This is a genomic window from Desulfatibacillum aliphaticivorans DSM 15576 (assembly GCF_000429905.1).
In the GTDB taxonomy this organism is placed as follows: Bacteria; Desulfobacterota; Desulfobacteria; order Desulfobacterales; family Desulfatibacillaceae; genus Desulfatibacillum; species Desulfatibacillum aliphaticivorans.
Genome location: NZ_AUCT01000009.1, coordinates 1 through 24,391 on the forward strand (window position 1 = coordinate 1; position 24,391 = coordinate 24,391).

Annotated in this window: 19 protein-coding genes; 14 read left to right on the forward strand and 5 right to left on the reverse strand. The window is 56.0% G+C overall.

What is annotated here, in order from left to right; translation table 11 throughout:
* Positions 1-228, reverse strand: a 228-nt coding sequence (gene tnpA / locus G491_RS34900; RefSeq protein ID WP_428829355.1) for an IS66 family insertion sequence element accessory protein TnpA, incomplete at its 3' end; no start/stop codon positions are given.
* Positions 229-506: 278 nt separating this feature from the next.
* On the opposite strand from tnpA, the gene G491_RS30175 reads away from it, so the two are divergent.
* Positions 507-1,055, forward strand: coding sequence for an AAA family ATPase (locus tag G491_RS30175; protein ID WP_248635359.1), 549 nt, complete (start codon positions 507-509; stop codon positions 1,053-1,055).
* A 17-nt stretch (positions 1,056-1,072) separates the two neighbouring features.
* On the opposite strand, the gene G491_RS0109860 is transcribed toward G491_RS30175, so the two are convergent.
* The 4 genes from G491_RS0109860 to carA all read right to left on the reverse strand — a co-directional run bounded on the left by G491_RS0109860 (position 1,073) and on the right by carA (position 7,773).
* Positions 1,073-1,801, reverse strand: coding sequence for a DUF429 domain-containing protein (locus G491_RS0109860; RefSeq protein WP_051327178.1), 729 nt, complete (start codon positions 1,799-1,801; stop codon positions 1,073-1,075).
* A 73-nt stretch (positions 1,802-1,874) separates the two neighbouring features.
* Positions 1,875-3,287, reverse strand: coding sequence for an amidophosphoribosyltransferase (gene purF, locus G491_RS0109865; protein ID WP_028314476.1), 1,413 nt, complete (start codon positions 3,285-3,287; stop codon positions 1,875-1,877).
* Positions 3,288-3,415: 128 nt separating this feature from the next.
* A complete protein-coding gene (gene carB, locus G491_RS0109870) occupies positions 3,416-6,643 on the reverse strand; it encodes a carbamoyl-phosphate synthase large subunit (RefSeq protein WP_028314477.1) in 3,228 nt (1,075 codons plus the stop codon).
* A complete protein-coding gene (gene carA, locus G491_RS0109875) occupies positions 6,643-7,773 on the reverse strand; it encodes a glutamine-hydrolyzing carbamoyl-phosphate synthase small subunit (RefSeq protein WP_028314478.1) in 1,131 nt (376 codons plus the stop codon). The genes carB and carA overlap by 1 nt, the downstream gene beginning before the upstream one ends.
* Positions 7,774-8,514: 741 nt before the next feature.
* Between carA and G491_RS0109885 the strand changes: the two genes are divergently transcribed.
* The 13 genes from G491_RS0109885 (at position 8,515) to uvrA (ending at position 24,323) form a co-directional block, all read left to right on the forward strand.
* Positions 8,515-9,297, forward strand: coding sequence for a hypothetical protein (locus G491_RS0109885; RefSeq protein WP_035218414.1), 783 nt, complete (start codon positions 8,515-8,517; stop codon positions 9,295-9,297).
* Complete coding sequence (locus G491_RS0109890; protein WP_028314480.1) at positions 9,278-9,991, forward strand: hypothetical protein; 714 nt, start codon at positions 9,278-9,280, stop codon at positions 9,989-9,991. Before G491_RS0109885 ends, G491_RS0109890 begins: the two co-directional genes overlap by 20 nt.
* 178 nt (positions 9,992-10,169) lie before the next feature.
* The gene (locus G491_RS0109900) at positions 10,170-12,107 is read left to right on the forward strand and encodes a caspase family protein (RefSeq protein WP_084511473.1); all 1,938 of its coding nucleotides are present in this window, start codon (positions 10,170-10,172) and stop codon (positions 12,105-12,107) included.
* A gap of 91 nt (positions 12,108-12,198) precedes the next feature.
* Positions 12,199-13,032, forward strand: a complete 834-nt coding sequence (locus G491_RS0109905; RefSeq protein ID WP_248635361.1) for a formylglycine-generating enzyme family protein — start codon at positions 12,199-12,201, stop codon at positions 13,030-13,032.
* A 108-nt stretch (positions 13,033-13,140) separates the two neighbouring features.
* Positions 13,141-14,121, forward strand: a complete 981-nt coding sequence (locus G491_RS0109910; RefSeq protein WP_015948220.1) for an AAA family ATPase — start codon at positions 13,141-13,143, stop codon at positions 14,119-14,121.
* A 104-nt stretch (positions 14,122-14,225) separates the two neighbouring features.
* The gene (locus G491_RS0109915; protein ID WP_015948219.1) at positions 14,226-15,113 is read left to right on the forward strand and encodes a DUF58 domain-containing protein; all 888 of its coding nucleotides are present in this window, start codon (positions 14,226-14,228) and stop codon (positions 15,111-15,113) included.
* The gene (locus G491_RS0109920) at positions 15,110-16,084 is read left to right on the forward strand and encodes a hypothetical protein (RefSeq protein ID WP_028314483.1); all 975 of its coding nucleotides are present in this window, start codon (positions 15,110-15,112) and stop codon (positions 16,082-16,084) included. Before G491_RS0109915 ends, G491_RS0109920 begins: the two co-directional genes overlap by 4 nt.
* 6 nt (positions 16,085-16,090) lie before the next feature.
* Positions 16,091-17,017: a VWA domain-containing protein gene (locus tag G491_RS0109925; RefSeq protein ID WP_028314484.1), complete on the forward strand. Its 927-nt coding sequence runs from the start codon at positions 16,091-16,093 to the stop codon at positions 17,015-17,017.
* Positions 17,014-18,024 (forward strand): vWA domain-containing protein, encoded by a 1,011-nt coding sequence (locus G491_RS30180; RefSeq protein WP_035218418.1) that lies wholly within the window; start codon positions 17,014-17,016, stop codon positions 18,022-18,024. The genes G491_RS0109925 and G491_RS30180 overlap by 4 nt, the downstream gene beginning before the upstream one ends.
* Positions 17,996-18,919 carry a tetratricopeptide repeat protein gene (locus tag G491_RS30185; protein ID WP_028314485.1) on the forward strand — a complete coding sequence of 308 codons (924 nt, stop codon included), beginning with the start codon at positions 17,996-17,998 and terminating at the stop codon, positions 18,917-18,919. Before G491_RS30180 ends, G491_RS30185 begins: the two co-directional genes overlap by 29 nt.
* Before the next feature lie 14 nt (positions 18,920-18,933).
* Entirely contained in the window at positions 18,934-20,721 is a 1,788-nt protein-coding gene (locus tag G491_RS0109940) for a BatD family protein (protein WP_169829417.1), read from the forward strand.
* Positions 20,718-21,500 carry an SH3 domain-containing protein gene (locus tag G491_RS0109945; RefSeq protein ID WP_028314487.1) on the forward strand — a complete coding sequence of 261 codons (783 nt, stop codon included), beginning with the start codon at positions 20,718-20,720 and terminating at the stop codon, positions 21,498-21,500. Before G491_RS0109940 ends, G491_RS0109945 begins: the two co-directional genes overlap by 4 nt.
* Positions 21,501-24,323, forward strand: coding sequence for an excinuclease ABC subunit UvrA (gene uvrA, locus G491_RS0109950; protein ID WP_028314488.1), 2,823 nt, complete (start codon positions 21,501-21,503; stop codon positions 24,321-24,323).
* The last annotated feature ends 68 nt before the right edge of the window (positions 24,324-24,391 follow it).

The following is a 24,391-nucleotide window of genomic DNA, read 5'->3' on the forward strand; positions in this document are numbered from 1 at the left end:
CGAGACTTTGCCATGATCCTGCATCAGCCGCTTCTTCCAGTAATAAAACTGATGGAGCTTGAGACCGTGTTTTTGGCAATAGGCTTTTTGCGTAAGGCCGCTCTGGCGGCATCGGGCGAGGTGATGCTCCCAGAACCGACGTTTGGCTTTGGGATCGGACAGGTCTTGGCTTGGTGCGAAAAAACGATCTTCTCGGCTCTTCGTCGGATAAATTGCTTCTTGTGACATGGAATCTCCTTTCAAAAGATGGAAATTCTTATGCCACATCCCAACCACCCCGTGAAGATGCGGTTGTTTAGACGGTTACCGAAAAAATCACTCATCTTTTCTCCGGGGAGTTTTACGGCGAGCACGTCAGCCAAGCCCTTGGCGCACATGACCGCCGCGTAGACCCCGACCGGAGGCATCTTCCCGTATCCGGGACGCAAATCCGCCAAGACCTGTTCGCCAATCGTAAGTTTGTGGACCCTCTGGTTTATAGGGATTTAATAACCTGGGTGTGCTTTATGGGCGCGCCCTCCACGGGCAAGACCACCCTGGTCCAGGCCCTGGCCGAAAAATATCAGACCGTATTCATGACCGAGTACGGCGGGGAATACTGGAGGGAAAACCATGTGGACCGCCGCATTACCCTGGATCAATTCGAGGAAATCCCCCTGGAGCACATGCGCCGGGAGGACGTTCTCGTTCAGGACGCCAATCAGTACCTTTTTTGCGACACCTGCCCCATAACCACCTACGTGTTCGCCAAGGATTACCACGGCGAGGCCGGCCCTGTGCTGGAAAAGGCGGCGCGCGATTCCCAAAGCCGGTACGACCTCTTTTTCCTGTGCGATACGGACATCCCCTACGCCGATACCTGGGATCGAAGCGGGGACGTAAAAAGGCGGTGGTTTCAAAACCAGATTATTGGAGACCTGGCCGAGCGGCGTTTACCGTATTTTGTCCTGCGGGGAAGCGTGGAAGAGCGAATCGCCCAGGTGGAGCATGTTTTAAGCCGGCACAAAAAGTTCGGAAACCTGACGGAGCTTTTTGCAGAGCCTTCAACCGAATAACTGCGGCGCGCCAATCTTCAAAGCCAAATCCACCCTTCCTTGCGGGCCAGTTCCTCGTTATCAGGAAAGCACACGTCGCCCATTAAAAAATTGCGCCCGGCTATAAGGCACAGGGCCGCGTCCAGGGCGTCCGCGTTTTTAACCAGCAATTCCAGATTTTCGGCCCCCTTCAATCGAGGAATAATTCCGTCCAGGATTTTCCGGCGGATATCCAGGCATTTTTGGCTTTTATCGTCCTTGTACCCGGAGGAGGGCAGGCCGTATTTGATAAGCACGGCTGCGGGATAGATTTCCCCGGCGCAGACCTTTTCCTGGTAATCCGGGGACCACGCCAAGGGGATGGGTTCTCCCGTCAACATCCGCAATTCCAGCAAAATTTCCAGGGCCGCATGGGCCGTGCGTGCAATTCGGTCCGCTCCTACGTCCAACGGCAGCTTGCCGATTTTTTTCCAGCAGAACCTGTCCGTATGCCTGCGGAAAAGGTCATTGGCCTTGCCGGGCAAGGGATCGCCCGCCTGATGATCGGCCAGTTCCTTGGCCAAAAGGGCGGGCCAGCCCAAAGGCGCGTCCATGGCCAGAAAAACCCGTTCCGCCTTTGCGACAGCGGCCGCCATGTCCTTGACCATTTCCGGGTTGCGGACCTCTACATGGTTGATTCGAAGGTCCGTCCCCTCGCATTCTCCGTATGCGACGCCGGTCCGGGTGTGCGCGGTGGCGCAATCTATGCCGATGATACAGGTTTTCATAATGGATTCATGAATAAAAAAAGGCCCCTGCAAGAGAGGCCTTTTGATTTTTATATATATCAGGAACTGCGTTTTACATAAGTTCCAGACAGTCCTTGGTGACGCTGTCGTCAAAGGCCACGGGGTAGCAGCCGTCAAAGCAAGCCTTGCAGAACATGGTTTCCGGCTCCGGCACGTTGGTGGATTCCAGAAGCCCGGGCAGGGACAGATAGTGCAGGGAATCCAGGCCCAGGTAGTCCCTTAATTCATCGATGCTCTTATCCGACGCCACCAGCTCGCCGCTGGAGGAAAAATCAATGCCGTAATGGCAGGGGAATTTGTGCGGCGGGCAGCTCACCCGCATATGCACTTCCTTGACGCCCAGATCGCGCAGAGCCTTGACCCTGGTCTTGGCGGTCGTGCCGCGGATGATGGAGTCTTCCACAATGATGATTCGTTTGCCTTCCAGCACGCTTTTGATGGGGTTCAGCTTCACCCGCACCCCGAAATCCCGCATGGTTTGGCTGGGCTGAATAAAGGTTCTGCCCACGTAGTGATTGCGGATCATGGCCATTTCAAAGGGCAGGGCGGAATGCTCCGCATAGCCTATGGCCGCGTAGTTGCCCGAGTCCGGAAAAGGCATGACCAGGTCGGCGTCTATATGGGACTCCCGGGCGAGTATCTGCCCCATGCGTTTGCGCATGCTGTATACGTTATGTCCGTAGATATTGCTGTCCGGGCGGGCGAAGTATATGAATTCGAATATGCAGAAGGATTTTTGTTTGGGCACGGGCATGTGGATGCTGCGGATGCCGTCCTTGCTGATGATGACGATCTCGCCCGGATCCAACTGGCGAACGAATTCCGCCTCCACCAGGTCCAGGGCGCAGGTTTCGGAAGCCAGCACGTAGTTTCCGTTATCCAGCTTGCCCAGGCAAAGAGGCCGGAACCCATTGGGGTCCTTAATGCCTATCATCTCTCCTTTGCTGGTGAGCAAAACAAAGGAATAGGCCCCCTTAATCTTTTCCACCGTTTTAAGCAAGGAGCCTTCGAAGCCCAGCTTCAGGTTTTTCACCAGAAGATGGAGAAAAATTTCCGTGTCCATGGTGGTTTGAAAAATTGAGCCGGTCTCTTCCAACTCTTTGCGCAGAATGTGGGCGTTCACCAAATTGCCGTTATGAGCCAGGGCGTAGGTGCGCATATTGTGCCTGACCACAAAAGGCTGGGTGTTGACAATATTGGAGCCGCCCGTGGTGGAGTACCGAACCTGGCCGATGGCGGTATCTCCCGGCAGGCTGGCTATGATGTCGTCGTCAAAAATGTCAGGCACCAGCCCCATAGCCTTATGGGCGTGGAGGGTTCCATCCTGATAAGAAGCTATTCCAGCGCTTTCCTGGCCCCTGTGCTGCAGGGCGTACAAGCCGAAATAGGTCAGTTTCGCCGCTTCCGGATGTCCGAAAACTCCAAAAACGCCGCATTCATCCCGGGGCTTTCCCGATTCTAACATTATCACCGCTCACTTTCCCAATCCTGGTTCTTCAGGCACGGGTAAACCGGGCGCCGGAGCGTCCGGCTTAAAAATTTGGGGGCGGCGCTAAAACGCACGCCGTGACGATCCCCCCGACAAACAAGTATTTATCCTGCGTGGTACTCCTGCAAGCAGCACACACCCAGGGTCTCCTCTTTCATGGAGGCGATGCCTTCGCACATGGCCAAGGCGCCCGGCACGGTGGTTGTATAAGGCACTCCAAATCTCAGGGCGGCCCGGCGGATCTTGTATCCGTCCCTGGTGGAGCGCTCTCCCACGCCGGTGTTTATGATCAGGTGGATCTCCTGATTCTTGACGGCGTCCACAACATGAGGCCGGATTCCCTCGGACACCTTGGATATCATCTTGTTCTCCACCCCGTGGGACGTGAGAAACTCAGAAGTCCCCCGGGTGGCTATAATGGTGTATCCCAGCTGCTTGAGATTGCGCATGGGCTCCAGGATTTTTTCCTTGTCCGAGTCCATGACGCTGCAAAAAATCGTGCCTTCCTCCGGGAGGTTCTGGCGTCCGCCCAACTGCGCCTTGGCGAAAGCAGGACCGAAGGTCCGATCCACGCCCATGACCTCGCCGGTGGATTTCATCTCGGGCCCCAACAAGGTGTCCACTCCCGGGAACCGGTCAAACGGGAAGACCGCTTCCTTGACCGATACATACTCGGGGATGACCTCTCCGGTAATGCCCAGATCCGCGAGTTTGCGCCCCAGCATGACCTTGGTGGCTATCTTGGCCCAGGGCACGCCGGTCGCTTTGCTCACAAAGGGTACGGTCCGGGACGCACGAGGGTTGACCTCGATGACGAAAAGTTCTTCATCCTTGACTGCATACTGGATGTTCATGAGCCCGATGACGTTCAGTTCTTTGGCAAGGGCCTGGGTGGCGGTGCGGATTTGATTCTTGATGTTTTCGGAAAGGCTTTTGGGAGGCAGGACGCAGGCGGAATCTCCGGAATGGATGCCCGCTTCCTCGATATGCTCCATAATGCCCGCCACAATGGTGGTTTCGCCGTCGCACACGGCGTCCACGTCCACTTCCACGGCGTTTTCCAAAAACTTGTCTATCAGAACCGGATGCCCTTCGCTGGCTACGATGGCCTCCCGGGCGAATTCCTCCAAAGCTGAGGAGTCGTAAACGATCTTCATGGCCCGGCCGCCCAGCACAAAGGAGGGCCTCACAATCACAGGATAGCCGATTTCCTCGGCAATGGCCAGGGTTCCGGGAATGTCCATGGCGGTGCCGTTTTCCGGCTGCACAAGGCCCAGTTTTTTTAACATGACCTTGAACAATTCCCTGTCCTCGGCCCGGTCGATGCTCTCGGGCTGAGTTCCTATAATGGGCACGCCGGCCTTGTTAATGGCCGTGGCGATGTTTAAGGGAGTCTGGCCGCCGAACTGGACGATCACGCCCGCGGGCTTTTCCGATTCCGCAATATGCAGCACGTCCTCCGCGGTCAAAGGCTCAAAATAGAGCTTGTCCGAGGTGTCGTAGTCCGTACTGACCGTTTCCGGGTTGGAGTTGACCATGATGCTTTCCACCCCTTCCTCGCGCAGGGCGAAGGAAGCGTGCACGCAGCAATAGTCGAATTCAATGCCCTGGCCGATCCGGTTGGGCCCGCCGCCCAGGATCATGACCTTTTTGCGGTCCGAAATCCTGGCTTCGTCCTCTTCCTCGTAAGTGGAATAATAGTACGGCGTGGCCGCCTCGAATTCCGCGGCGCAGGTGTCCACCAGTTTGTACACCGGCCGGACGCCTTTTTCGTACCGCTTGGCCCGGACGGTTTCTTCATCCGATCCGGTCAGGAAGGCGATCTGCTTGTCGGAAAAGCCGAAGCGTTTGGCTTCCAGCAGCGCGTCCTCATCCATATCCAGCCCGGCGCCCGCGATCTTCTTTTCCATCTCCAGGATGGTGGACAAATGATACAGGAACCAAGGATCGATCTTGGTCAGCTCGTGGATTTCCTCCAGAGGCATGCCGGACTCCATGGCGTACCTCAAATAGAACATCCGCTGGGAGTTGGGAACCGCCAGCCTCTGCCGCATTTCCTGCGGGTCTGGAAATACTCCGTTGCAATAGGCGTCCTTGCCGTCCGCGCCGAATCCGAATCGCCCGATTTCCAGGCTTCGCAGGCCTTTTTGCAGGGCTTCGGTAAAGGTTCTGCCTATGGCCATGGTTTCGCCCACGGACTTCATGGAGGTGGTGAGCAAGTCCTCGGTTTCCGGGAATTTTTCAAAGGTCCACCTGGGGATTTTCACCACGCAGTAGTCCAGGGTGGGCTCGAAAGAGGCCTTGGTTTCCTTGGTGATGTCGTTGGGGATTTCATCCAGGGTGTATCCCACGGCCAGCTTGGCGGCGATTTTTGCAATGGGAAAGCCCGTGGCCTTGGAGGCCAAGGCGCTGGACCGGGACACCCGGGGGTTCATCTCGATGACGATCATGTCCCCGTTTTCCGGGTTAATGGCGAACTGGACGTTGGAGCCGCCCGTATCCACGCCGATTTCGCGCATGACAGCCAGGGTGGCGTCCCGCATGATCTGGTATTGCTTATCCGTCAGGGTCTGGGCCGGCGCCACGGTAATGGAATCCCCGGTATGTACGCCCATGGGGTCCATGTTTTCGATGCTGCAGATAATGACCACGTTGTCGGCCTTATCCCGCATGACCTCCAGCTCGAATTCCTTCCAGCCCAGCACGGATTGCTCCAGCATGACCTGATGGATCAGGCTGGCGTCCAGGCCGCTCTTCACAAAGACGTCCAGGTCTTCTACGTTATAGGCTATGCCGCCGCCGGTGCCGCCCAGGGTGTAGCTGGGGCGGATGATGATGGGAAAGCCGATGTCCTTGGCTGCCTTCCGGGCTTCTTCCAAAGTGTGGACGATTTCGCTCTGGGGAACGCTCAGGCCGATGTTCTCCATGGCTGTGCGAAAAAGCTCCCGGTCCTCCGCTTTTTCAATCACTTCCACCCGGGCGCCGATCATCTCCACGCCGTATTTTTCCAGCACGCCTCGTTTGGCCACCTCAATGGCCGTGTTCAGGCCGGTCTGGCCGCCCAAAGTAGGCAGCAAGGCGTCGGGGCGCTCCTTGGCGATGATTTTCTCCACGGCGTCGGGGGTCACGGGCTCCACGTAGGTGCGATCCGCGGTTTCCGGGTCGGTCATGATGGTGGCGGGATTGGAGTTCACCAGGACGACTTCGTAGCCCTCTTCCTTCAGGGCCTTGCACGCCTGGGTTCCCGAGTAGTCGAACTCGCAGGCCTGACCTATGATAATGGGGCCTGCGCCAATGATAAGAATCTTTTTAATATCGGTTCTCTTGGGCATTATTTCATTAACCCCACAAATTCCTTAAACAAGTAATGGGCGTCATGAGGGCCGGGCGAGGCCTCGGGATGGTACTGCACGGAAAAAACCGGCAACTTGTTATGCCGGATGCCTTCCACTGTGTTGTCATTGAGATTGATGTGCGTCACCGTGGCCTCTCCCTTTGGCAGGGAGTCGAAATCCACGGAAAAGCCGTGATTCTGGCTGGTGATCTCAATGGCGCCCGTCGGCAAGTACTTCACCGGCTGGTTGATGCCCCTGTGTCCGAATTTCATCTTATACGTCTTGCCGCCGAGAGCCAGGCCAAGCAACTGGTTGCCCAGGCATATGCCGAACAACGGCTTGTAGCCGATCAACGGTTGAATGTTCTTCACCGCGTACTTGAGCGGCTCCGGGTCGCCCGGGCCGTTGCTTAAAAACACGCCGTCCGGGTTCATGGCCTTGACTTCATCCGCCGTCGTGGAGGCGGGAACCACAAATACCTCGCAGCCCAGGCCTTCCAGGCAGCGCAGGATGTTGTACTTGATGCCGTAGTCAAAGGCGACCACGCAATGCTTGTCCCCGCGATGACGCCAGATTTTCGGCTGCTGCCATTCGTTTTCCGTGACCGCTTCCACCTTGCCGTCAACCCATCTGTAGGGCCTGTCCGTGGTTACGCCGGTCACCAGATCCGACCCCGCCATGGACGGAATGGCCCGGGCCTTGGCCGCCAAAGATTCGGGATCAAGATCCCGGGTGGATATCATGGCGCGCATGGCGCCTTTGCTGCGTATATGCCGGGTGAGCGCACGGGTGTCGAAATCATGCACACCCAGAACCCCCTGGCTTTGCAAATAATCGGCCAGGCTTCGGAGCGAAGTGAAATTGCTGGGATATGGCTGGTATTGTCGGAGAAGAAAGGCTGCAACCTGGATGCGGTTTGATTCCACATCCTCGTCATTGATTCCATAGTTGCCAATCAGGGGGTAGGTCATGGTCACCATCTGCCCCCGGTAGGAGGGGTCGGTAAGCACCTCCTGGTAACCGCTCATGCCCGTGTTAAACACCACCTCGCCCTGGGCTTCCCCAGAGCCGGTGAATGAGCGGCACTTGAACGTCCGGCCATCTTCTAAAGCCAGCAAGGCTTTCATGTATGATCCTCGTTGCTCAATTCATTGCGAATGATCGCAATCTACAATCCATTAGTATTACTTAATATTTTCCTAACGCGGAAAAAGCGTCGGATTCCGCATATCATACCCACGGTTTTTATCAACCTGTTTTTCCCGGTTTTCAGGGGGGAAAGTCCGGTTGCATCCGCTTCTCCTTTTTCATGGAAAAATGCAACGGACCCATTTTGATATTCAAATATCATACCATATATAGGTCGGCCGGTCTCACCATTTTTAAAATGCGCACGGAAGCCCCATACGTCCAGAGGCCCTCTTGGACTTTTCAATAGTTTTCCCTCAGTTTATTCTTTTCATCCCGGATTGTGTTAACGTTCAAGAAACTGTTAAGGCTATCCCGATAGCTCCCTTTGCTGGACGGCCAACAGGATGGTTTCAGCAAAATGGGAGAATGATGGGGAGCCAGGAAAGCACTTCCTTCCGTTTCTTCAGAAATAAAGATACGGCACGTTTAAGGCAATGCCGCCTGAGGTTAATAGCCATTGCGGCAAGTTAACCGGTCAAGTCTAAAACTTTTTAATCCGATGGAGTAACTGATCGCGATGGTTTTTAAACCCCTTATTGGGACCGAGGCCGATTGCCAATGAGTTTGAAACATTTTGTCATGAATAATTTCAGTTGCACCGGTTCGACTAAGGCTTTACTTTGTAAACGGGATTTGATTTAATAATAATCCTTCTTTTGAAAGGGCGCATACCAAAGATGACAGATTACGCTAAAATAGACCTTTTATTTCAATATATTTTAACCCTGGCTGGGGAAGAGGAATGGGATGACAGGGAACTCGGACCCATTCATCTTATAAAATACCTTTATCTTTCCGACTTGGCCTATGCGGAGCGGAACAACGGAGAAACGTTCACCGGTCTGCCATGGCGATTTTACCACTTTGGTCCGTGGGCCGAGGAAGCTCATGGACGGATAGAGCCTGCTTTAATGGCCATCGGGTCGGAAAAGCGGACTTTTTCCACCCTAAAATACGATGAGGTCAGGCGGTACTCCCCAAAAAAAAGCAGCCATTTACTCCATCAATTGGAGCAACAGGTTCCTCTTTCCATTGACGGACCGCTTCGGAAAGCTGTTCATAAATTCGGTTCCGACACTGAAAGTCTTTTGGATCATACATACAGGACCTTGCCCATGTTGACGGCTGCCCCCAATGAATTGCTAGATTTTTCCCGAGCCGCTTTAAAGCAGGTCGTGCGTGAGGAGGAGGAAAAACCCAAAACGTTGACTACGCGGCAAATGAAAAAACGGAAGCAGGCTATAGAAGACCTTAAAAACAGGTTAAAGAACAGCTCTCCCCCCAAGGACGACGCCTTAGTCACTCCGGAGGAAGAGCCTCGCTATGACGATGTCTTTTTTGAAGGGGTGGAATGGCTGGATCTTCTCGCTGGTGAACCGGTTACGCCCTTGGAAGGGACGGCGCACTTCAGCCCGGATGTCTGGAAATCAAAGGCCAGATATGACTCGGAAATATCCTGAGAACACATTTCAACATTGCTTAGGTGAATGGTGGGAAGAAGATGAGGGTAAAGACTATTGCAGAGGGAGGCTAGTCCGGGTTTTCATCCCTCATGTTGATCAGACGCCTTCCCAAATGATACCCACGGGCCGTGAAGAACCCACAAATCACGAAAAGGCCCAATTTAAAATTAGCCCGCTGCGCACCCATCAGCAGCAGCCCTCCCTAAAACTGCCGGTGGCGGCAATGCCAGCCTATCCCGGCGAAGTCCGGGCCGTATATCGAGCCAAGCTCAGGCCAGCCTTGATAGTCGGTCGGGAAGGTAAAATGGTGGAAAGGACCTTTCGCCAAGGGAAACCCAAATGGCAAACAGCCCCCACCATTCTCGTCGCTCCCTATTATGGAGCCGATGAAGGAGAAAAGAGATCGGGTTTCAAGCGGGAATTCCTGTTGCGCATTTGCGCCGGAGAATACCCTCAGTTTGTTTGGGACAGCCTGCCTATAGGCTCTTCCACAGATGAATCTATTTTAAGGCTGGACCATATACAACCCGTCGGCGCCCATCACGACTCCATCAATCTGACCCAGTTCAGACTGTCTGAACAAGCCCTTGAAGTTATTGATGAATGGATCAGATGGCTGCTTTGGGGAGGATGGAAAAAGGATTCATATTTTGACATGATCAGAACGGTCCTAATGGATTTGCCGGGGTAGAGACTTTTTTTTCCTGAGGCGCCTGTGAGGATCATCCATGAAGCAGACCTTTGCCCCACTGAAATTGCTCTCTCAAAAATTGCCTCCAGCTTGTTATTTCCCGCCGTCTGTGCCATAATGAATATAAACAACGTTTTTTATAATTTTATCCGCTCCGCTTGCCTTGGCCTTGTTAAAAATGCGAGTAGCAACTTCTTTAAAAACAACCGGTTTCGTCCTGGTTTTGTGCATAGTCTGCCTGCTGGCCGGAGTACGCGTTTCAGCCGAGATGGACTGGACGGAGTTGGAGCCCGACGCAGAAGCCGCCTATCAAAAGGAATTTCGCGAAAAAACCACCCATTTGGACGGCCTGATCGAAAAAGGCGAATATGTTGCCGCCGTGGAATACGTCTTTGGCGAGGCGGCGCCCATGCCCAAGGAGTATCGTAAAAAGGCTGTGGACAATGCCGTGGACGAAATCAGGCGCCGATACGATTCCGGCGAACGCGCAGAGGCGGCTCTGGAAATCATGGACCTGGCCATTCGTTTTTCGGACGTCAAGGTGCTCAAAAGGGCCAGAAACCGCCTGTTCGCGTCATTGGCGGAGGACTGGCGGCAAGATGCAAAAAGCGGGGCGGAAAGCGTTCAACTCCCTGAACAGGCCAATGGCGCCATGTGCGTCCTGGCCCGGGGCTTGACTTCGTGGGGGCGGCGAAATTTCCGCAAGCATCCGGACCGGGGCCTGGCCGCCATGGAGTTGGCGCAGTTCTATTGTCCGGAGGGCGCGGACATCGCCTATAATTTGGGAGTAGCCCAATACCGTACCGGAAGCGTTTCCCAGGCTCGAAAAACCTGGGAGGAACTGGCGGGGGATCGCTCCTGGGACACGGTTTTGCTCTGCAATTTGGGCTGGCTTTGCCTGGAGACAGGCGACGTGGACCAGGCTGATCACTACGCCATGCAAGCCCTGGCCGCCGCCCCGGATTCCCCGAACGCCATGGCCATCCGTTTGGAAGTGCTGTTCGCCCGGGGGCAATACACGAATGCCGTGCAGATGGTTTTCGCCAACGAACGCCAGACAACGCCCTGGTATGAAGAACGCGCCGTCGCATATGCGGTTGCAGCAGGTTGGAAGTCGTTTCAGACCGGAGGAGGACAGGACGCCCTATCAAGCATGGAAAGCCTGGCTGAAGAATTTCCCCAGGCGGAGTCTTTCTCTCAGGCGGCGACGACCATGAAGGATGCACTGGAAGGCCGGCCGAAGCATTTGCCCGAGACTGCTCCCTTGCCGCATCTCCGCAACCCCGGAGATCCCATTTATCCCCCGGACCATGGCGTAGCGTTCGATCCTCTATCAGTTGACCAGGGACCGAAATTCCGCCGAAAAGAAGACGGCGCCTTCGCCTTGGTTGTGGGCTTAAAAAATTACAAACACATGATAGGCCCCCGCTACGCCGAAAAAGACGCCCTGATGTTTCGCGACCTGCTGCTCTCCTATATGGGCTTCCCCAATGAAAAGAGGAATATTCGACTTAACCTTGGGACGGAAGCCAAATCCGGCGATCTCCGTCAAAACATCGCCTGGCTGGGAAGAAAGGCTTCCGAAAACCCCGGCGCCCTGGTCATCCTGTACTTTTCCGGCAAAGGCATGCCGGTGTATGCCGAGGACAAGCATACCGTCCTGGATTGCCTGATCATGCCTTATGACGCAGACCCGGACCACCCGGAGAAAGGCCAGCCTATTTCGCTGTCGGAGATCAAGGAGGCTTTTTCCAACAGCGGCTCCTCCAATGTACACATTATTTTGGATGCAGGCTTTTATGGGGACGGAAAATCCGTGGGCCTGGGTAAAGGCGTGGTTCCTGCGCCGGTTACGGATCTTTTTGCAGCCAGGGCGTCCATCCTGACGGCGGCGGGCGTGACGCGAGAGGCGGTGGAGCTTCCTCCTGGCGAGCAGGGGGCTTTCAGCTATTTTTTGTTGGAAGCCTTAATGGGGAAGGGCGATCTAAATCAGGACGGCTGGGTGGACGCCCGGGAGGCGTTTGACTGGACATCCAGGGAAATGAAGGAGCAAGGCGTCATGCAAATTCCCTATGCGGAAATCAACAACCCTGTGAAACTGAGCAAGGTGAAATAAATTGGCAAAACGGCTGCTTTCCATAATCGCTTTAGTTTTCCTGCTCCCTATGTTCGCCGTCCCCGCTGCTGCGCATCAGCCGAAGATAGGCATGGATCTTTCGTGGAGAATCATATCCAGCAAGGGCGACGCCCCCACCGAGCCCCAGGATAAGCCCGGGGATGTATTTGTAGAGCCGGTCACGGGCATGGAGTTCGTGTTCATTCCCGGTAAATGCTTTGTGATGGGCAGCACGGAGAAAACCGATCCGGATCGCTATCAGGACGAAGGGCCGGTCCACAAAGTTTGCCTGGACGGATTTTGGATGGGCAGATACGAGGTGACCAACGCCCAGTATCATTATTTTCGGCCGGGGCACGACAGCGGGGAATACGAAGGCCATCCCCTGAACATGGACGCCCAGCCCGTGGTCAATGTCTCGTGGAAAAACGCCCGGGCTTTCGCCATCTGGCTTTCCGCCCAAAACCAGGGGCAGTACTCCTTTTGGCTGCCCACCGAAGCGGAATGGGAGTTCGCCTGTCGAGCCGGAACCGAGACGTCCAGATATTGGGGCGACGATGTTTCCCAAACCTGCCAGTACGCCAATGTGGCGGACCAAACCGCCGGGAAGTACTGGCCCTCCTGGAATGTGCACCCCTGCAACGACGGCTTTGCCGTGTCGGCGCCTGTGGGCAGTTTTTCTCCCAATGCATTCGGGTTGTACGATATGATGGGCAATGTCTGGGAAGCCTGCCAGGATTGGAAAGCCCCCTACCGTCCGGGCGAGCAAGTCAACCCCGCCGGCCCTCAAACCGGCAAACGCCGCATGGTGCGCGGAGGAAGCTGGGATAATGAAAGCCGGGGCATACGCAGCGCCAACCGCAGTTACGCCACTCCCTCTTTTAAACGCTACAATAACGGATTCCGTCTGGTAAGAACCCGATAAAATTAATTGGGTTGACGCCGCTCAGAATTGCATTAGCTTAATTCTTGGTGGAAACGGGGCCTGTCGGAAACAGTAGTCTTCAGATCTTTTTTGCGAGGACGGTTTCAAATGGAAATCCAAGAAATCACCCAGGAAGTTGAAAAACAAAATGTGGTAATCCGCCAGGTTATGGCGGAGGTGGAAAAGGTGATCGTAGGACAGAAAGACCTGCTGGAACGGCTCATGGTCGGCCTGCTCTGCGACGGACACCTTTTGTTGGAAGGGTTGCCGGGCCTGGCCAAGACCACGGCCATCAGGACTCTGGCGGCGGCCATTGACGTGGGCTTTCAAAGAATTCAGTTCACGCCCGACTTGCTGCCCGCGGACATTTTGGGCACCCAGATCTTTCGGCCGGACACCGGACAGTTCGTCATCCGGAAAGGGCCGATCTTCAACAACATTATTCTGGCCGACGAAATCAACCGTGCTCCGGCGAAGGTGCAAAGCGCCCTGCTGGAGGCCATGAGCGAGCGCCAGATCACCCTGGCCGGCAAATGTTTTGAGCTGGAAAAGCCCTTTATGGTGCTGGCCACCCAAAACCCCATCGAGCAGGAAGGCACCTATCCTTTGCCTGAAGCCCAGGTGGACCGGTTTATGTTGAAAATCAACGTGACCTATCCCACCGAAGCCCAGGAAAAGGAGATCATGAATCGCGTCCGCCAGGGCGTGACCGAAAACGTGTGCTCAGCCGTGTCTTCCCAATCCATTGATGAGGCGAAAAAAGCAGTGCAGGCCGTGCACATGGAAGAAAAAATCACGGACTACATCATCTCTCTGGTCAGGGCCACCCGCGACCCCGCCGCCTACGGCCTGGATTCTCAAAACCTCATACGTTACGGGGCCTCACCCCGGGCTTCCATCTACCTGGGCGCAGCAGCCAGAGCCCATGCGTTCATCAACGGCCGCGCCTATGTAATCCCGCAGGACGTCAAAGCCATGGCTCCGGACGTGCTTCGCCACCGCATTATGGTCAGTTACGAGGCGGAGGCCGAAGGAATCGACTCTGACCAACTGATTAAAACCTTGCTCGAGAGGATCGAAGTCCCCTGACAACTTTGCCAGGCAAGGGCCAGGAGAGTTGTACCTGACCAACTGACATGAAACCTGTTGGAACGGATTGAAGTTCCCCAAAATCAAATGATGGCGATGGAATTATGCTGCCCAAGGAACTAATCGGGAAAATTCAAAAATTCCATTTCCGTACACGCTTTTTGGCCAATGACCTGTTCGCGGGCCAGTACGTGAGCGCCTTTAAAGGCAAGGGTATGGAATTCTCGGAAGTGCGGGAGTACGTCCCGGGCGACGACGTGCGGGACATCGACTGGAACGTCACCGCCCGTATGGGGCATCCCTACGTCAAGGTGTTCTCCGAAGAAAGGGAGTTGACGGTTCTCTTACTCCTGGATCTTTCGGCCTCCAACCTGTTCGGGACCTCCAAGCGCTTCAAACGGGAGCTGGCTGCGGAAGTCGCCGGTCTGCTCGCTTTTACAGCCGTACGCACCAACGACAAAGTGGGCGCCATCCTGTTTTCCGATAAGGTGGAGCGTTTCATCCCGCCGAAAAAAGGCGCCGGCCATGTCTGGGGCTTGATCCGGGATATCTTCTCCCACGAGCCTCAGTCTGCAGCTACTAACCTGAGCGCTCCCCTGGATCATCTAAACAAGCTGGTGCGCCGCCACGCCGTGGTGTTTCTTATTTCGGATTTTATGGTTCCTGAGTTCGACCATAAAACCCAGACCTCCATGTACCTGGCGTCCCGCAAGCACGACCTGACGGCCATCCGAATTCAGGACCCGGCGGAGCGCGTCCTGCCCAACGTGGGGCTTGTCTGGATGCGGGATCCCGAAACTGGGCAGGCCCTGGCCGTCGACACATCCAACAAGGGCGTTCGCCGCCGTTGGGAAGAGGACGTGGCCCACCGGGACGCCGAGTTGAAGACCTTGCTCACAAAGTCCGGCGTGGACAGGGTGGAGCTTTCCACGGGCGGGTCCGTGGTTCAGCCCTTGACCGAGTACTTCCGCAGAAGGGAGGCGCGTAAATGATGAAACGCTTCCTGAACATTCTGCTTATATTGCTAATCTTCCTGTTTTCGTCCTTGCCCTTGTGGGCGGACGAAATTGCGCCGGCTCAGCCCTCCTGGAACGCAAAATTTTTATCGGAAAAAGCCGTGCTGGGAGAACCGGTATCCCTCAGCCTGGAAGCCTCCCTGCCTGAAGGCGCCTCCCTTACCGATCCGGTGGAAATAACCGGCCTGGATGCCTTGGTGATCCTGGATAAAAAACCTACGGATAAAGGCCTGGATCTTTCCTTGCTGGTCAATTCCCTGGACCGCTTTAAAGTCCCTGGTTTCAGCGTGGCTTTCATAAATAAGGACGGAGCCAAGCAATGGCTGGATTTTTCCTCCCAGGAAATTCAGGTGGATAACGGCCTGCCTGACGATCCCTCCAAGATGCAGCCAAGGCCCATCAAAGGCCTGATTCCCGGCAAGTCGTTTTTCAGCAAATACGCGCCGTGGATCGGAGCCGGGCTGTTGTTGCTGGCCCTGGCCGCCTTCGCCCTGTGGTTTTATTTGCGGAGCCGCCGCATCCAAACCCTGGAAATCCAGACAGCGGCGCCCCATGAAGTGGCCCTGGAAAATCTGGACAAGCTGGAGTCGTGGTGGGCCTCCAAAGGCGAGGACAAGGAGGGCTATTTCAGGCTGTCCGCCATTGTCCGGGCTTATATGGGGGCCATCAGGCCCTTTCCCGCCGAGGAATTGACAACCTCGGAAATCCGGACCCGCATCCAGGAGCGGGAGGATTGGGAAATCATGCCCTTGTTGGAAGAGGCGGACATGGTCAAGTTCGCAAAGGCCCGTATCGCCGAAGCGACCCGGAAGGAGCACATCGCCATGGCGCGGGATTACGTGAACAAAACCTATTCCTGGATGGAGGACGTGCAGGAAGTTCAGGCCGAGGTTGTGGACAACGAAGTGAAGCCAAACCCGGCGGATTTCAAAGGAAAGGCGGAGTAGGGCGTTATGTTTGAATTTGCCTATCCATATTTTTTTCTGCTGCTCATACCCATATTTTTGTGGGCCGGAGTCTCCCTGAAAAAAAGGCCTCCTGCGGTGACCTATTCCGCAGCCTCCCGTCTCGGGCGGATCGCCGGAAAAAATGCAGAGATACGGGCGCGCATTCCTCTTCTGGTTAGGACGCTCGCCCTGGTCCTGCTGGTGGCGGCCGTCGCCCGGCCCCAAACCGTGGACGCCTCGCGGGAAATCAAAACTCCGGGCGTGGACATCATCCTGTGCCTGGACGCCTCGGAGTCCATGGCGCAGCCGGACTTCGCCATAGACGGCCAGCGCGTCAACCGTCTCACCGCCGTCAAAAAGGTTGTCCATGACTTTGTAAAACGCCGGGACACAGATCGAATCGGCCTGGTGGTGTTCGGCGATTACGCGTTCACCCAGGCGCCGCTGACCCTGGACAAAGGTCTTTTGCTCAATCTCATCGAAAATCTGCGAATCGGCATGGCGGGCCGTAAGACAGCCATCGGCGACGCCCTGGGCGTCGCCGGAAAACGCATCAAAGACATCCCCGCCATGTCCAAGGTGGTCATCTTATTGTCCGACGGCGAAAACACGGCCGGAGACATGACGCCTCAAGGAGCGGCGGAGGCCCTGGCCGCCCTGGGAATCAAGATTTACACGATTGGCATGGGCACGGAGCAGGCTGGCTCCAAGGAACTGGCCCAGATCGCCGTTATCGGTCAGGGAAAATATTACCACGCCTCCAATACGGAACAGTTGGACTCCATCTATAAGGAAATCGACAAGGCCGAAAAAACCGAAGCCAAGGTTAAGGAGTTCTTTCATTACAAGGAGCATTATCGCTGGTTCTTATTGGCAGCCCTGGCTTTGGTCCTTTTGGAGGCGACCGGGTTGTTGGGGAGGGCCGTCCCATGACCTTTGATAAACTGTGGATACTAAATTTTTTGCTGGCCATTCCGTTGCTGGCGTTCCTGCAAATTCTGGCCAAACGAAGAAGAAGAAAAAGTCTGGCCGCCTATGCGGACGAACATCTGCTGCCGCGTCTGGCGCCCCTGGAGTCCCGAGCCCGGGCCGTGGTGCGGGCGGTGATGTTCATCAGCGCAGTCGCCTTGATGATTTTCGCCCTGGCCGGCCCGCAATGGGGCGAGCATTACCAGGAGGTCTCCCGTAAGGGGGTGGACATCATGGTGTGCGTGGACATCTCCAACAGCATGATGGTGGAGGACGCCCAGCCAAACCGTCTGGAACGAGCCAAACGCGAGGTGGCGGACCTGATTCGGGTGGCCACCGGCGATAGGCTGGGGCTGGTCGCTTTTTCCGGCGTGGCCTTCACCCAATGTCCGTTGACTCTGGATTACCAGGCCATTCAAATGTTTTTGGACCAATTGACCGTGGACCTGCTGCCCTTGCGATTCCAGGGCACCGACCTGGGCGCCGCCATTGAAATGGGCATGACCGCTTTTGATCCCAAGTCTTCCACGGATAAGGTCATCCTGCTCATCACAGACGGCGAAGACAACGAGGAGGCCGGGCTGAAAGCCGCTGAAAAAGCCTCTGACGAAGGCATTCGCATTTTCGTCCTCGGCATAGGAGATCCGGCCGGCGGCCCCGTGCCCAGCCTGGACGGCAGCGGCTTCGAAAAAGACGCCGACGGTAAAATAATCCTGTCCAAGCCGGACGAAAGCACGCTGCAGGCCATTGCCAATGAAACCGGCGGCGATTACATTAGGTCCGAGGCCGGGGATTTCGACCTGGATCAATTGTATTTCAACGGAATTAAAAAGAAAACCGAAGCCGAGATTCTAAAAACCGGCAAAATCACCATCCGGGAAGAGCGTTTTTTTATCTTCCTGATAGCAGCGTGGGCGCTGCTGTTGATTGAAGGGGTGCTCCGTGAAAGAATTCTTGATATCCGTGCTTAGCCTGTTTTTGTGCGCTTCCCTCGCCTGGGGCGCCGCCGACGGCGAGGCCCTGTTCAAGGAAGGGAAGTACAAGGATGCGGCCCAGGCCTTCGCCGACAAGGACATGGAAAATCCGCGGGACGTCCGCTGGCGCTACAACCGGGGCGTGGCCTCGTTCATGGCGGAAGACATGGAAGCCGCCCAGTCCGCCTTCGCCAGCGCCGCCGTACGCAGCGACGACCCTGAAATCCAGTTTCGGTCCGCCTACAACCTGGGCGCGACCATGATGAAAGGCGAGGACTATGAAAAGGCGGCCAAGGAATTCCAAAAAGCCCTGGCCCTGAATCCCCAGGACGAAGACGCCAAGGAGAACCTGAAGCTCGCCTTGTGGCGCCAGGCTCAGGTTCAGCAGCAACAGAATCAGGATCAGCAAGGAGATCAGCAGGGCGATCAGCAACAGCAGCAGGACGGCCAGCAGGGCGACCAAAACGGGCAAGGCCAAAACCAGGACTCCCAAAGCAAGGATAAACAGGACGGCAAGCAGCAGGGCGACCAGGATAAGCAGCAGTCGGGAGATCAGCAACAAAAAAACCAGGGCGAGAATCAGAAGCAAGGCCAGGAGCAGCAACAGCAACAATCTGAAAGCGCTCAGGGTCAACAGCAGGACCAGCAATCCGCCGCCCAGGCCGGTGACGAGGAAAAACAGGATCAGGCCGACCTGGACGGCCAAATGCAGGCCCTGAACAAGCCCGAGCAAGACGCCCAGGATCAGGACGGACAGACTGCAATGTCCTCCATGGAAAAAAAGATGGCCGACACCCTGCTGGACAATGTGAAGGAAAACAGGGTATTCAGACCGGATAACAAAAGCGCGATCATAAGCGACGACCGCGCCAATTCAGGGAAACGATGGTAAAAAAGCCTGCAGCCATGAAATCATTGAGGGAATACATAGCGGAAGCGTGTAAAATCATACCTATCGTGCTGATTCTCGCTTTCCTGCTGGCGCCCGGCTTGTGCATGGCGGACGTCTCCGTCTCCCTGGACGCCGCCCCGAACAGGGTGCAGACCGGGGACGTCTTTAACCTGACTGTCACGGTTTCCGGCTCAGGGTCCGCGGATGACATTCAACTTAGGGGAACCAACGGCCTTCAAGTGGGCAGGCCCGGCCAGTCGTCCCGGACGAGCATCGTCAACGGGCGGATCGACCGCAGCATTACCTACACCTATGGAATCAGCGCCCCTAAAACCGGAACCTACACCTTGGGGCCGGCCATCGTAACCATTGGCGGCAAGCAGTATAACAGCAACACCGTGCGGCTGACCGTGGACCCCTTGGGGGAAATCAAGGGCCGCGAGAACGACGCCATGTTTTTCACTGCGGAAGTCCTGCCCAAGCAGGCTTATGCAGGCCAGGACATTCTTTGCCGCGTCCGGTTTTATTGGAGCATCCCGTTGCGGGACATCCAGTTTGAGGGCTTTCCCGACATGGAAAATCTGGAGTTTGCCCAAATCGGAGACTCCCGCCAATTCCAAAAGACCGTTAACGGCAAGACCTTCAATGTGGCCGAACTGGTGCATCAGGTCATTCCCTCCGCAACCGGCGATTATGAAATTCCCCCCCTGGCCGTCAAAGCCGAGGTGATCAAATCCTCCGGCAGGCCCTCCCGTTTTCCCAGGGGCTTTTTTGACGATCAGTTTTTCGGCAACGAACAAGTCGTTAAAACCCGGGTGTTGTCGGAACCGGTTTCGTTTTCCGTCAAAGCATTGCCCACGGAAGGGGCGCCTGGCGGTTTCAACGGACTCATCGGCCGATTTTCCATCCAAGCGGACCTGGACCCCAAAGAGGTGAAAGCCGGGGACTCAGCCACCCTCACGGTAACGCTGTCAGGCAGGGGAAACGTGCAGTTGCTGCCGGACCTGGATTTGCCGCCTTTGCCCGGGGTGAAGGTGTACCCCAGCGATCCCCAATTGGAGGATAACCGCGACGGGCAAGGCCCCTTTGGAAAGAAAACCATGCAGTGGGCTTTGGTGCCCCAGGCCGAGGGCGACGTGGCCATTCCGGCTTTTTCCGTCCCCTATTTTGATGCCGCAAGCGGCAAGTACGAATACGCCAGAACCCGGGAGATGAACCTGCATGTTCTGCCCGGCGTCGTGCATGCGGCGCCAGCGCCGATCCAGGAAATGCAGGTGAACTCCGCTTCCAAGCATCGTGTGCAAATGCTCGGGGAGGATATCCTTAAAATTCAAGAAACTCCCAAGGCCGTGGCGCCGGGCATGGGCCAGACCATGCCTGTGTGGTTGGGCTTTCTGATCATGGTTTTTCCCTTCCTACCCTTGGCCGGCGCTTTGATTATTCGCAGCGGCGGCAAAAAACGCGCCGAACAGGCCGGGGCCAGGGCCTCGAAAAAGGCTTACGCGGCCTTTGCAAAATCCGTAAAGGACATGGGGCCTGATAAAAGCGTGGAAGCCTTCCGGGCTTTGCAGGAATATCTCGCCCTGCGCCTTGGGCTGGAGGCCGCAACCCTCACGTCTCACGAGGCGGAGGATAAAATGCTGGCCGCCGGCGTCGATCAGGAGTCCGCGTCCCGCTTGAAACAGGTTTTTTCCAGCCTGGAAACCTGCGTATTCAGCCAATGCGGCAGCCAGCTCAGTCAGGAAGTCAGACAAGAGCTTTTGGACGTCGTCAGGGCGGTGGATAAAAAGGTCAAGGTATGAAACGATTACTTGTCATAGCGGCTTTCATAGCATTGATGGCGCCGGCCCTGACCTGGGCGGGAGAGGCCGATCACGCCCTGTTTTACTCCGCCAACCAATCTTATAAGGAAGGCAATTTTCAGGACGCGGCGGCCCAGTATGAAGAAATGATTGCCAAGTCGCCGGTGGGCGGCGGCGTGTATTTTAACCTGGGCGCCGCGTTTTTAAAAATGGACCGGATCGGGCTGGCCATCCTCAATTATGAAAAAGCGAGGATTTTAACGCCCCGGGACCCGGACCTCCATTTCAACCTGGGGTTCGCCCAGGATAAAAGGCTGGATCAAATCGAACAGGAAAACGCATTTTTCATGTCCGATCTTGTGCGCCGTTTTACGGGCATGGAAATTTTTTGGATAGTGGCGGTTCTCAATTTCTTCTTGTGCTTCTTTTATATTGTGCGGCTGTTCAAACCCGCTGAGTGGAATTTTTACGTGGTCATGGCCGTGGGGCTTATCTGGCTGACGGCGGTTTTCTTTGGAATTGCAAAATGGTATGATGCCTCCCAGGATCATCGCGCGGTGGTGATCGCAGATAAGATAGACGTGCGGGCGGGCCCGGGAGAAAATGACACCTTGCTGTTCCAACTCCACGACGGCTCCCCCGTCGTTTTGGAAAGGCGGGAGGGCGATTGGAGCCTTGTCCGCTTTTCCCAGGAAAAACGGGGCTGGACCCCCAACAAAGGCATTGCGGCTATCCGGCCGCTGCGCAACGAGCCGGCCGGACGAAATACAGAGGCATAATTGAAAGAAGACAAGATAATCGTCAGGGGCGCCAGAGTTCACAACCTGAAAAACATCAATGTGGACATTCCCAAGAACCAACTGGTGGTCGTCACTGGCTTGTCAGGCTCGGGTAAATCCACCCTGGCTTTCGACACCCTATACGCCGAGGGGCAGCGCCGTTACGTGGAGTCCCTTTCCGCTTACGCCCGGCAGTTTTTGGAGCGCATGGACAAGCCGGACGTGGACACCATCGAAGGCCTTTCGCCGGCCATTGCCATTGAACAGAAAACCGGCTCCCACAATCCCCGAAGCACCGTGGGCACGGTCACGGAAATCTACGACTACCTGCGCCTGCTTTACGCCCGGGTGGGCCAGCCCCATTGCTACAAGTGCGGCCGCCCCATCACTTCCCAAAGCATCGACCAGATTATGGACCAGATCATGGAGCTTCCCGAAGGGACCAGAGCCATGATTCTGGCGCCCCTGGTTTCCGGCCAAAAAGGAACTTTTGAAAAGCTGTTCACCCAACTGACCAAGCAGGGCTTCGCCCGGGTGCAGGTGGACGGCGAGATCTACGAACTGGAAGAAATCCAGCCCCTGGAAAAAAACAAGAAGCACACCATATCCGTGGTGGTGGACCGCCTGGTCATCAAGGAAGGCGTGGAAAACCGGCTGGCCGACTCCGTGGAGCTGGCCCTCAGCCAGGGCGAGGGATTCGCCACCGTGCATCCCATCGGGGAGGATCCCATCCTGTTCTCCGAGCATTCCGCGTGCATCCAATGCAATATCAGCTACCCGGAATTCACCCCGGCCAGCTTTTCATTCAACTCGCCCCAGGGGGCCTGCCCCAAATGCGACGGCCTGGGCTCCACCATGGAATTCGATCCGGAACTGCTCATCCCCAACCACGAGCTCAGCCTGCGGGAAGGCGCCGTGGCGGTCTGGGCCAACCGCAGTTCCGTGCATTTTTTCGAGTTTTTGGACGCCCTCACCTCCAATTACGGGGTGGACATCTATACGCCTTACAAGGACCTGGACCCAAAGTTTAAAAAGGTCCTGATGAACGGTTCAAAAACGCCCATCAATTTCTACTTTGAACGCAAAGGGCAGCGCTACGTCTACACCAAGCCTTACGAGGGCCTGGTGCCCAACCTGATTCGAAGATACAGGGAAACCACCTCCCAGCAAATCCGGGAGGAGATCGAACGCTTCATGGCCTTTAAGCCCTGCAGCGACTGCAACGGGGCCAGGCTCAAGTTGGAAAGCCGCAATGTGCGGGTGGGCGATCAGGCGATTTTTGAAGTCACGGCCCTTTCCGTAAAAAAGGCCCTGGTCTTTTTTCGGGACCTGAAAATGGGCAAAAGGGACCAGGACATATCCCGCCGCATCCTCAAGGAAATCAACGAGCGCCTGGGATTTTTGGCCAACGTGGGCCTGGACTACCTGACCTTGGACCGCACCGCCGCCACCCTTTCAGGCGGCGAGGCCCAGCGCATCCGCCTAGCCACCCAGATCGGCTCCAAGCTCACCGGCGTCCTGTACGTCCTGGACGAACCCAGCATCGGCCTGCATCAGCGCGACAACATGCGCTTATTGGACACCCTGTGCCATATGCGCGACATCGGCAATACGGTCCTGGTTGTGGAGCACGACGCCGACACCATGCTGGCGGCGGATCACATCATCGATATGGGGCCGGGCGCCGGCATGCGCGGCGGCGAAGTGGTTTTTTCCGGCAATGCAGAAGAGCTGCTTAAAGACGACTGCCTGACCGGCCAGTATCTTTCCGGAAAAAAGCGCATTGAGCTGCCCGAATCCCGCAGAGCCCCCAAAAACGGCAAACTGGTCATCCGGGGCGCCAACGCAAACAACCTGAAGAACATTGACGTGGAATTCCCCCTGTCCCGGCTCATTTGCGTCACCGGCGTTTCCGGCTCGGGCAAGTCCACCCTGGTCATCGAAACCCTTTACAAAGGCCTGACCCAGCACCTTAACCGGACCCGCATCCAGGCCGGAGAGCATAGGGAAATGGAAGGCCTGCACCTGGTGGACAAGGTCATTCACATTGACCAGTCGCCCATCGGCAGGACCCCGCGGTCCAACCCCGCCACCTACACCGGGGTGTTCACCCATATCCGGGAGCTTTTTTCCAAAACCCAGGACTCCCGCGTGCGCGGCTATAAGCCCGGCCGTTTTTCCTTTAACGTAAAAGGCGGAAGGTGCGAAGCCTGCGCCGGCGACGGCATCATAAAAATCGAAATGCACTTTCTGCCCGACGTGTATGTGGCCTGCGACGTCTGCCACGGCAAACGCTATAACCGGGAAACCCTGGAAATCCTGTACAAGGGAAAGAACATCACCCAGGTGCTGGACATGACCGTAAACCAGGCCCGGGAGTTTTTCGACAAGATCGGCAGCATCCGCACCAAGCTCCAGACCCTCATTGACGTGGGCCTGGGTTACATCAAAATGGGGCAGGCGGCCACCACCCTGTCCGGCGGCGAGGCCCAACGCATCAAGCTGGCAAGGGAGCTTTCCAAACGCGGAACGGGCCGGACCATATATATTCTGGACGAGCCCACCACCGGCCTGCACTTCGCCGACATCCAAAAATTGTTAAATGTCTTGAATCGTCTGGTGGATAACGGAAACACCGTAGTGGTCATTGAGCACAACCTGGACGTGATCAAGTCCGCCGACCATGTCATCGACCTGGGGCCCGAAGGCGGCGATAACGGCGGCTTCATTGTGGGCGTGGGTACGCCTGAAGAACTGGCCGCCAATCCCCGATCCTTTACCGGCCAGTTTTTGGATAACATCCTCAAAGCGGAAAAATTATAGTACAATAATATAAGGAAACACTTTTCATAGCTATACGCGTTCCGTAAATCCAAACAAAAGGAGCAAGT

Bases quoted from the DNA above. Each gene is read 5' to 3' on its own strand.
- G491_RS0109915 (WP_015948219.1), top strand. From the start codon at position 14,226: ATGCTGCCCAAGGAACTAATCGGGAAAATTCAAAAATTCCATTTCCGT.
- G491_RS0109920 (WP_028314483.1), top strand. From the start codon at position 15,110: ATGATGAAACGCTTCCTGAACATTCTGCTTATATTGCTAATCTTCCTG.
- G491_RS30180 (WP_035218418.1), top strand. From the start codon at position 17,014: ATGACCTTTGATAAACTGTGGATACTAAATTTTTTGCTGGCCATTCCG.
- purF (WP_028314476.1), bottom strand. From the start codon at position 3,287: ATGTTAGAATCGGGAAAGCCCCGGGATGAATGCGGCGTTTTTGGAGTT.
- G491_RS0109940 (WP_169829417.1), top strand. From the start codon at position 18,934: ATGAAATCATTGAGGGAATACATAGCGGAAGCGTGTAAAATCATACCT.
- G491_RS0109890 (WP_028314480.1), top strand. From the start codon at position 9,278: ATGACTCGGAAATATCCTGAGAACACATTTCAACATTGCTTAGGTGAA.
- carB (WP_028314477.1), bottom strand. From the start codon at position 6,643: ATGCCCAAGAGAACCGATATTAAAAAGATTCTTATCATTGGCGCAGGC.
- G491_RS0109905 (WP_248635361.1), top strand. From the start codon at position 12,199: ATGGATCTTTCGTGGAGAATCATATCCAGCAAGGGCGACGCCCCCACC.
- G491_RS0109910 (WP_015948220.1), top strand. From the start codon at position 13,141: ATGGAAATCCAAGAAATCACCCAGGAAGTTGAAAAACAAAATGTGGTA.
- carA (WP_028314478.1), bottom strand. From the start codon at position 7,773: ATGAAAGCCTTGCTGGCTTTAGAAGATGGCCGGACGTTCAAGTGCCGC.
- G491_RS0109860 (WP_051327178.1), bottom strand. From the start codon at position 1,801: ATGAAAACCTGTATCATCGGCATAGATTGCGCCACCGCGCACACCCGG.
- G491_RS0109900 (WP_084511473.1), top strand. From the start codon at position 10,170: ATGCGAGTAGCAACTTCTTTAAAAACAACCGGTTTCGTCCTGGTTTTG.
- G491_RS30175 (WP_248635359.1), top strand. From the start codon at position 507: ATGGGCGCGCCCTCCACGGGCAAGACCACCCTGGTCCAGGCCCTGGCC.
- G491_RS0109925 (WP_028314484.1), top strand. From the start codon at position 16,091: ATGTTTGAATTTGCCTATCCATATTTTTTTCTGCTGCTCATACCCATA.
- G491_RS0109885 (WP_035218414.1), top strand. From the start codon at position 8,515: ATGACAGATTACGCTAAAATAGACCTTTTATTTCAATATATTTTAACC.
- G491_RS0109945 (WP_028314487.1), top strand. From the start codon at position 20,718: ATGAAACGATTACTTGTCATAGCGGCTTTCATAGCATTGATGGCGCCG.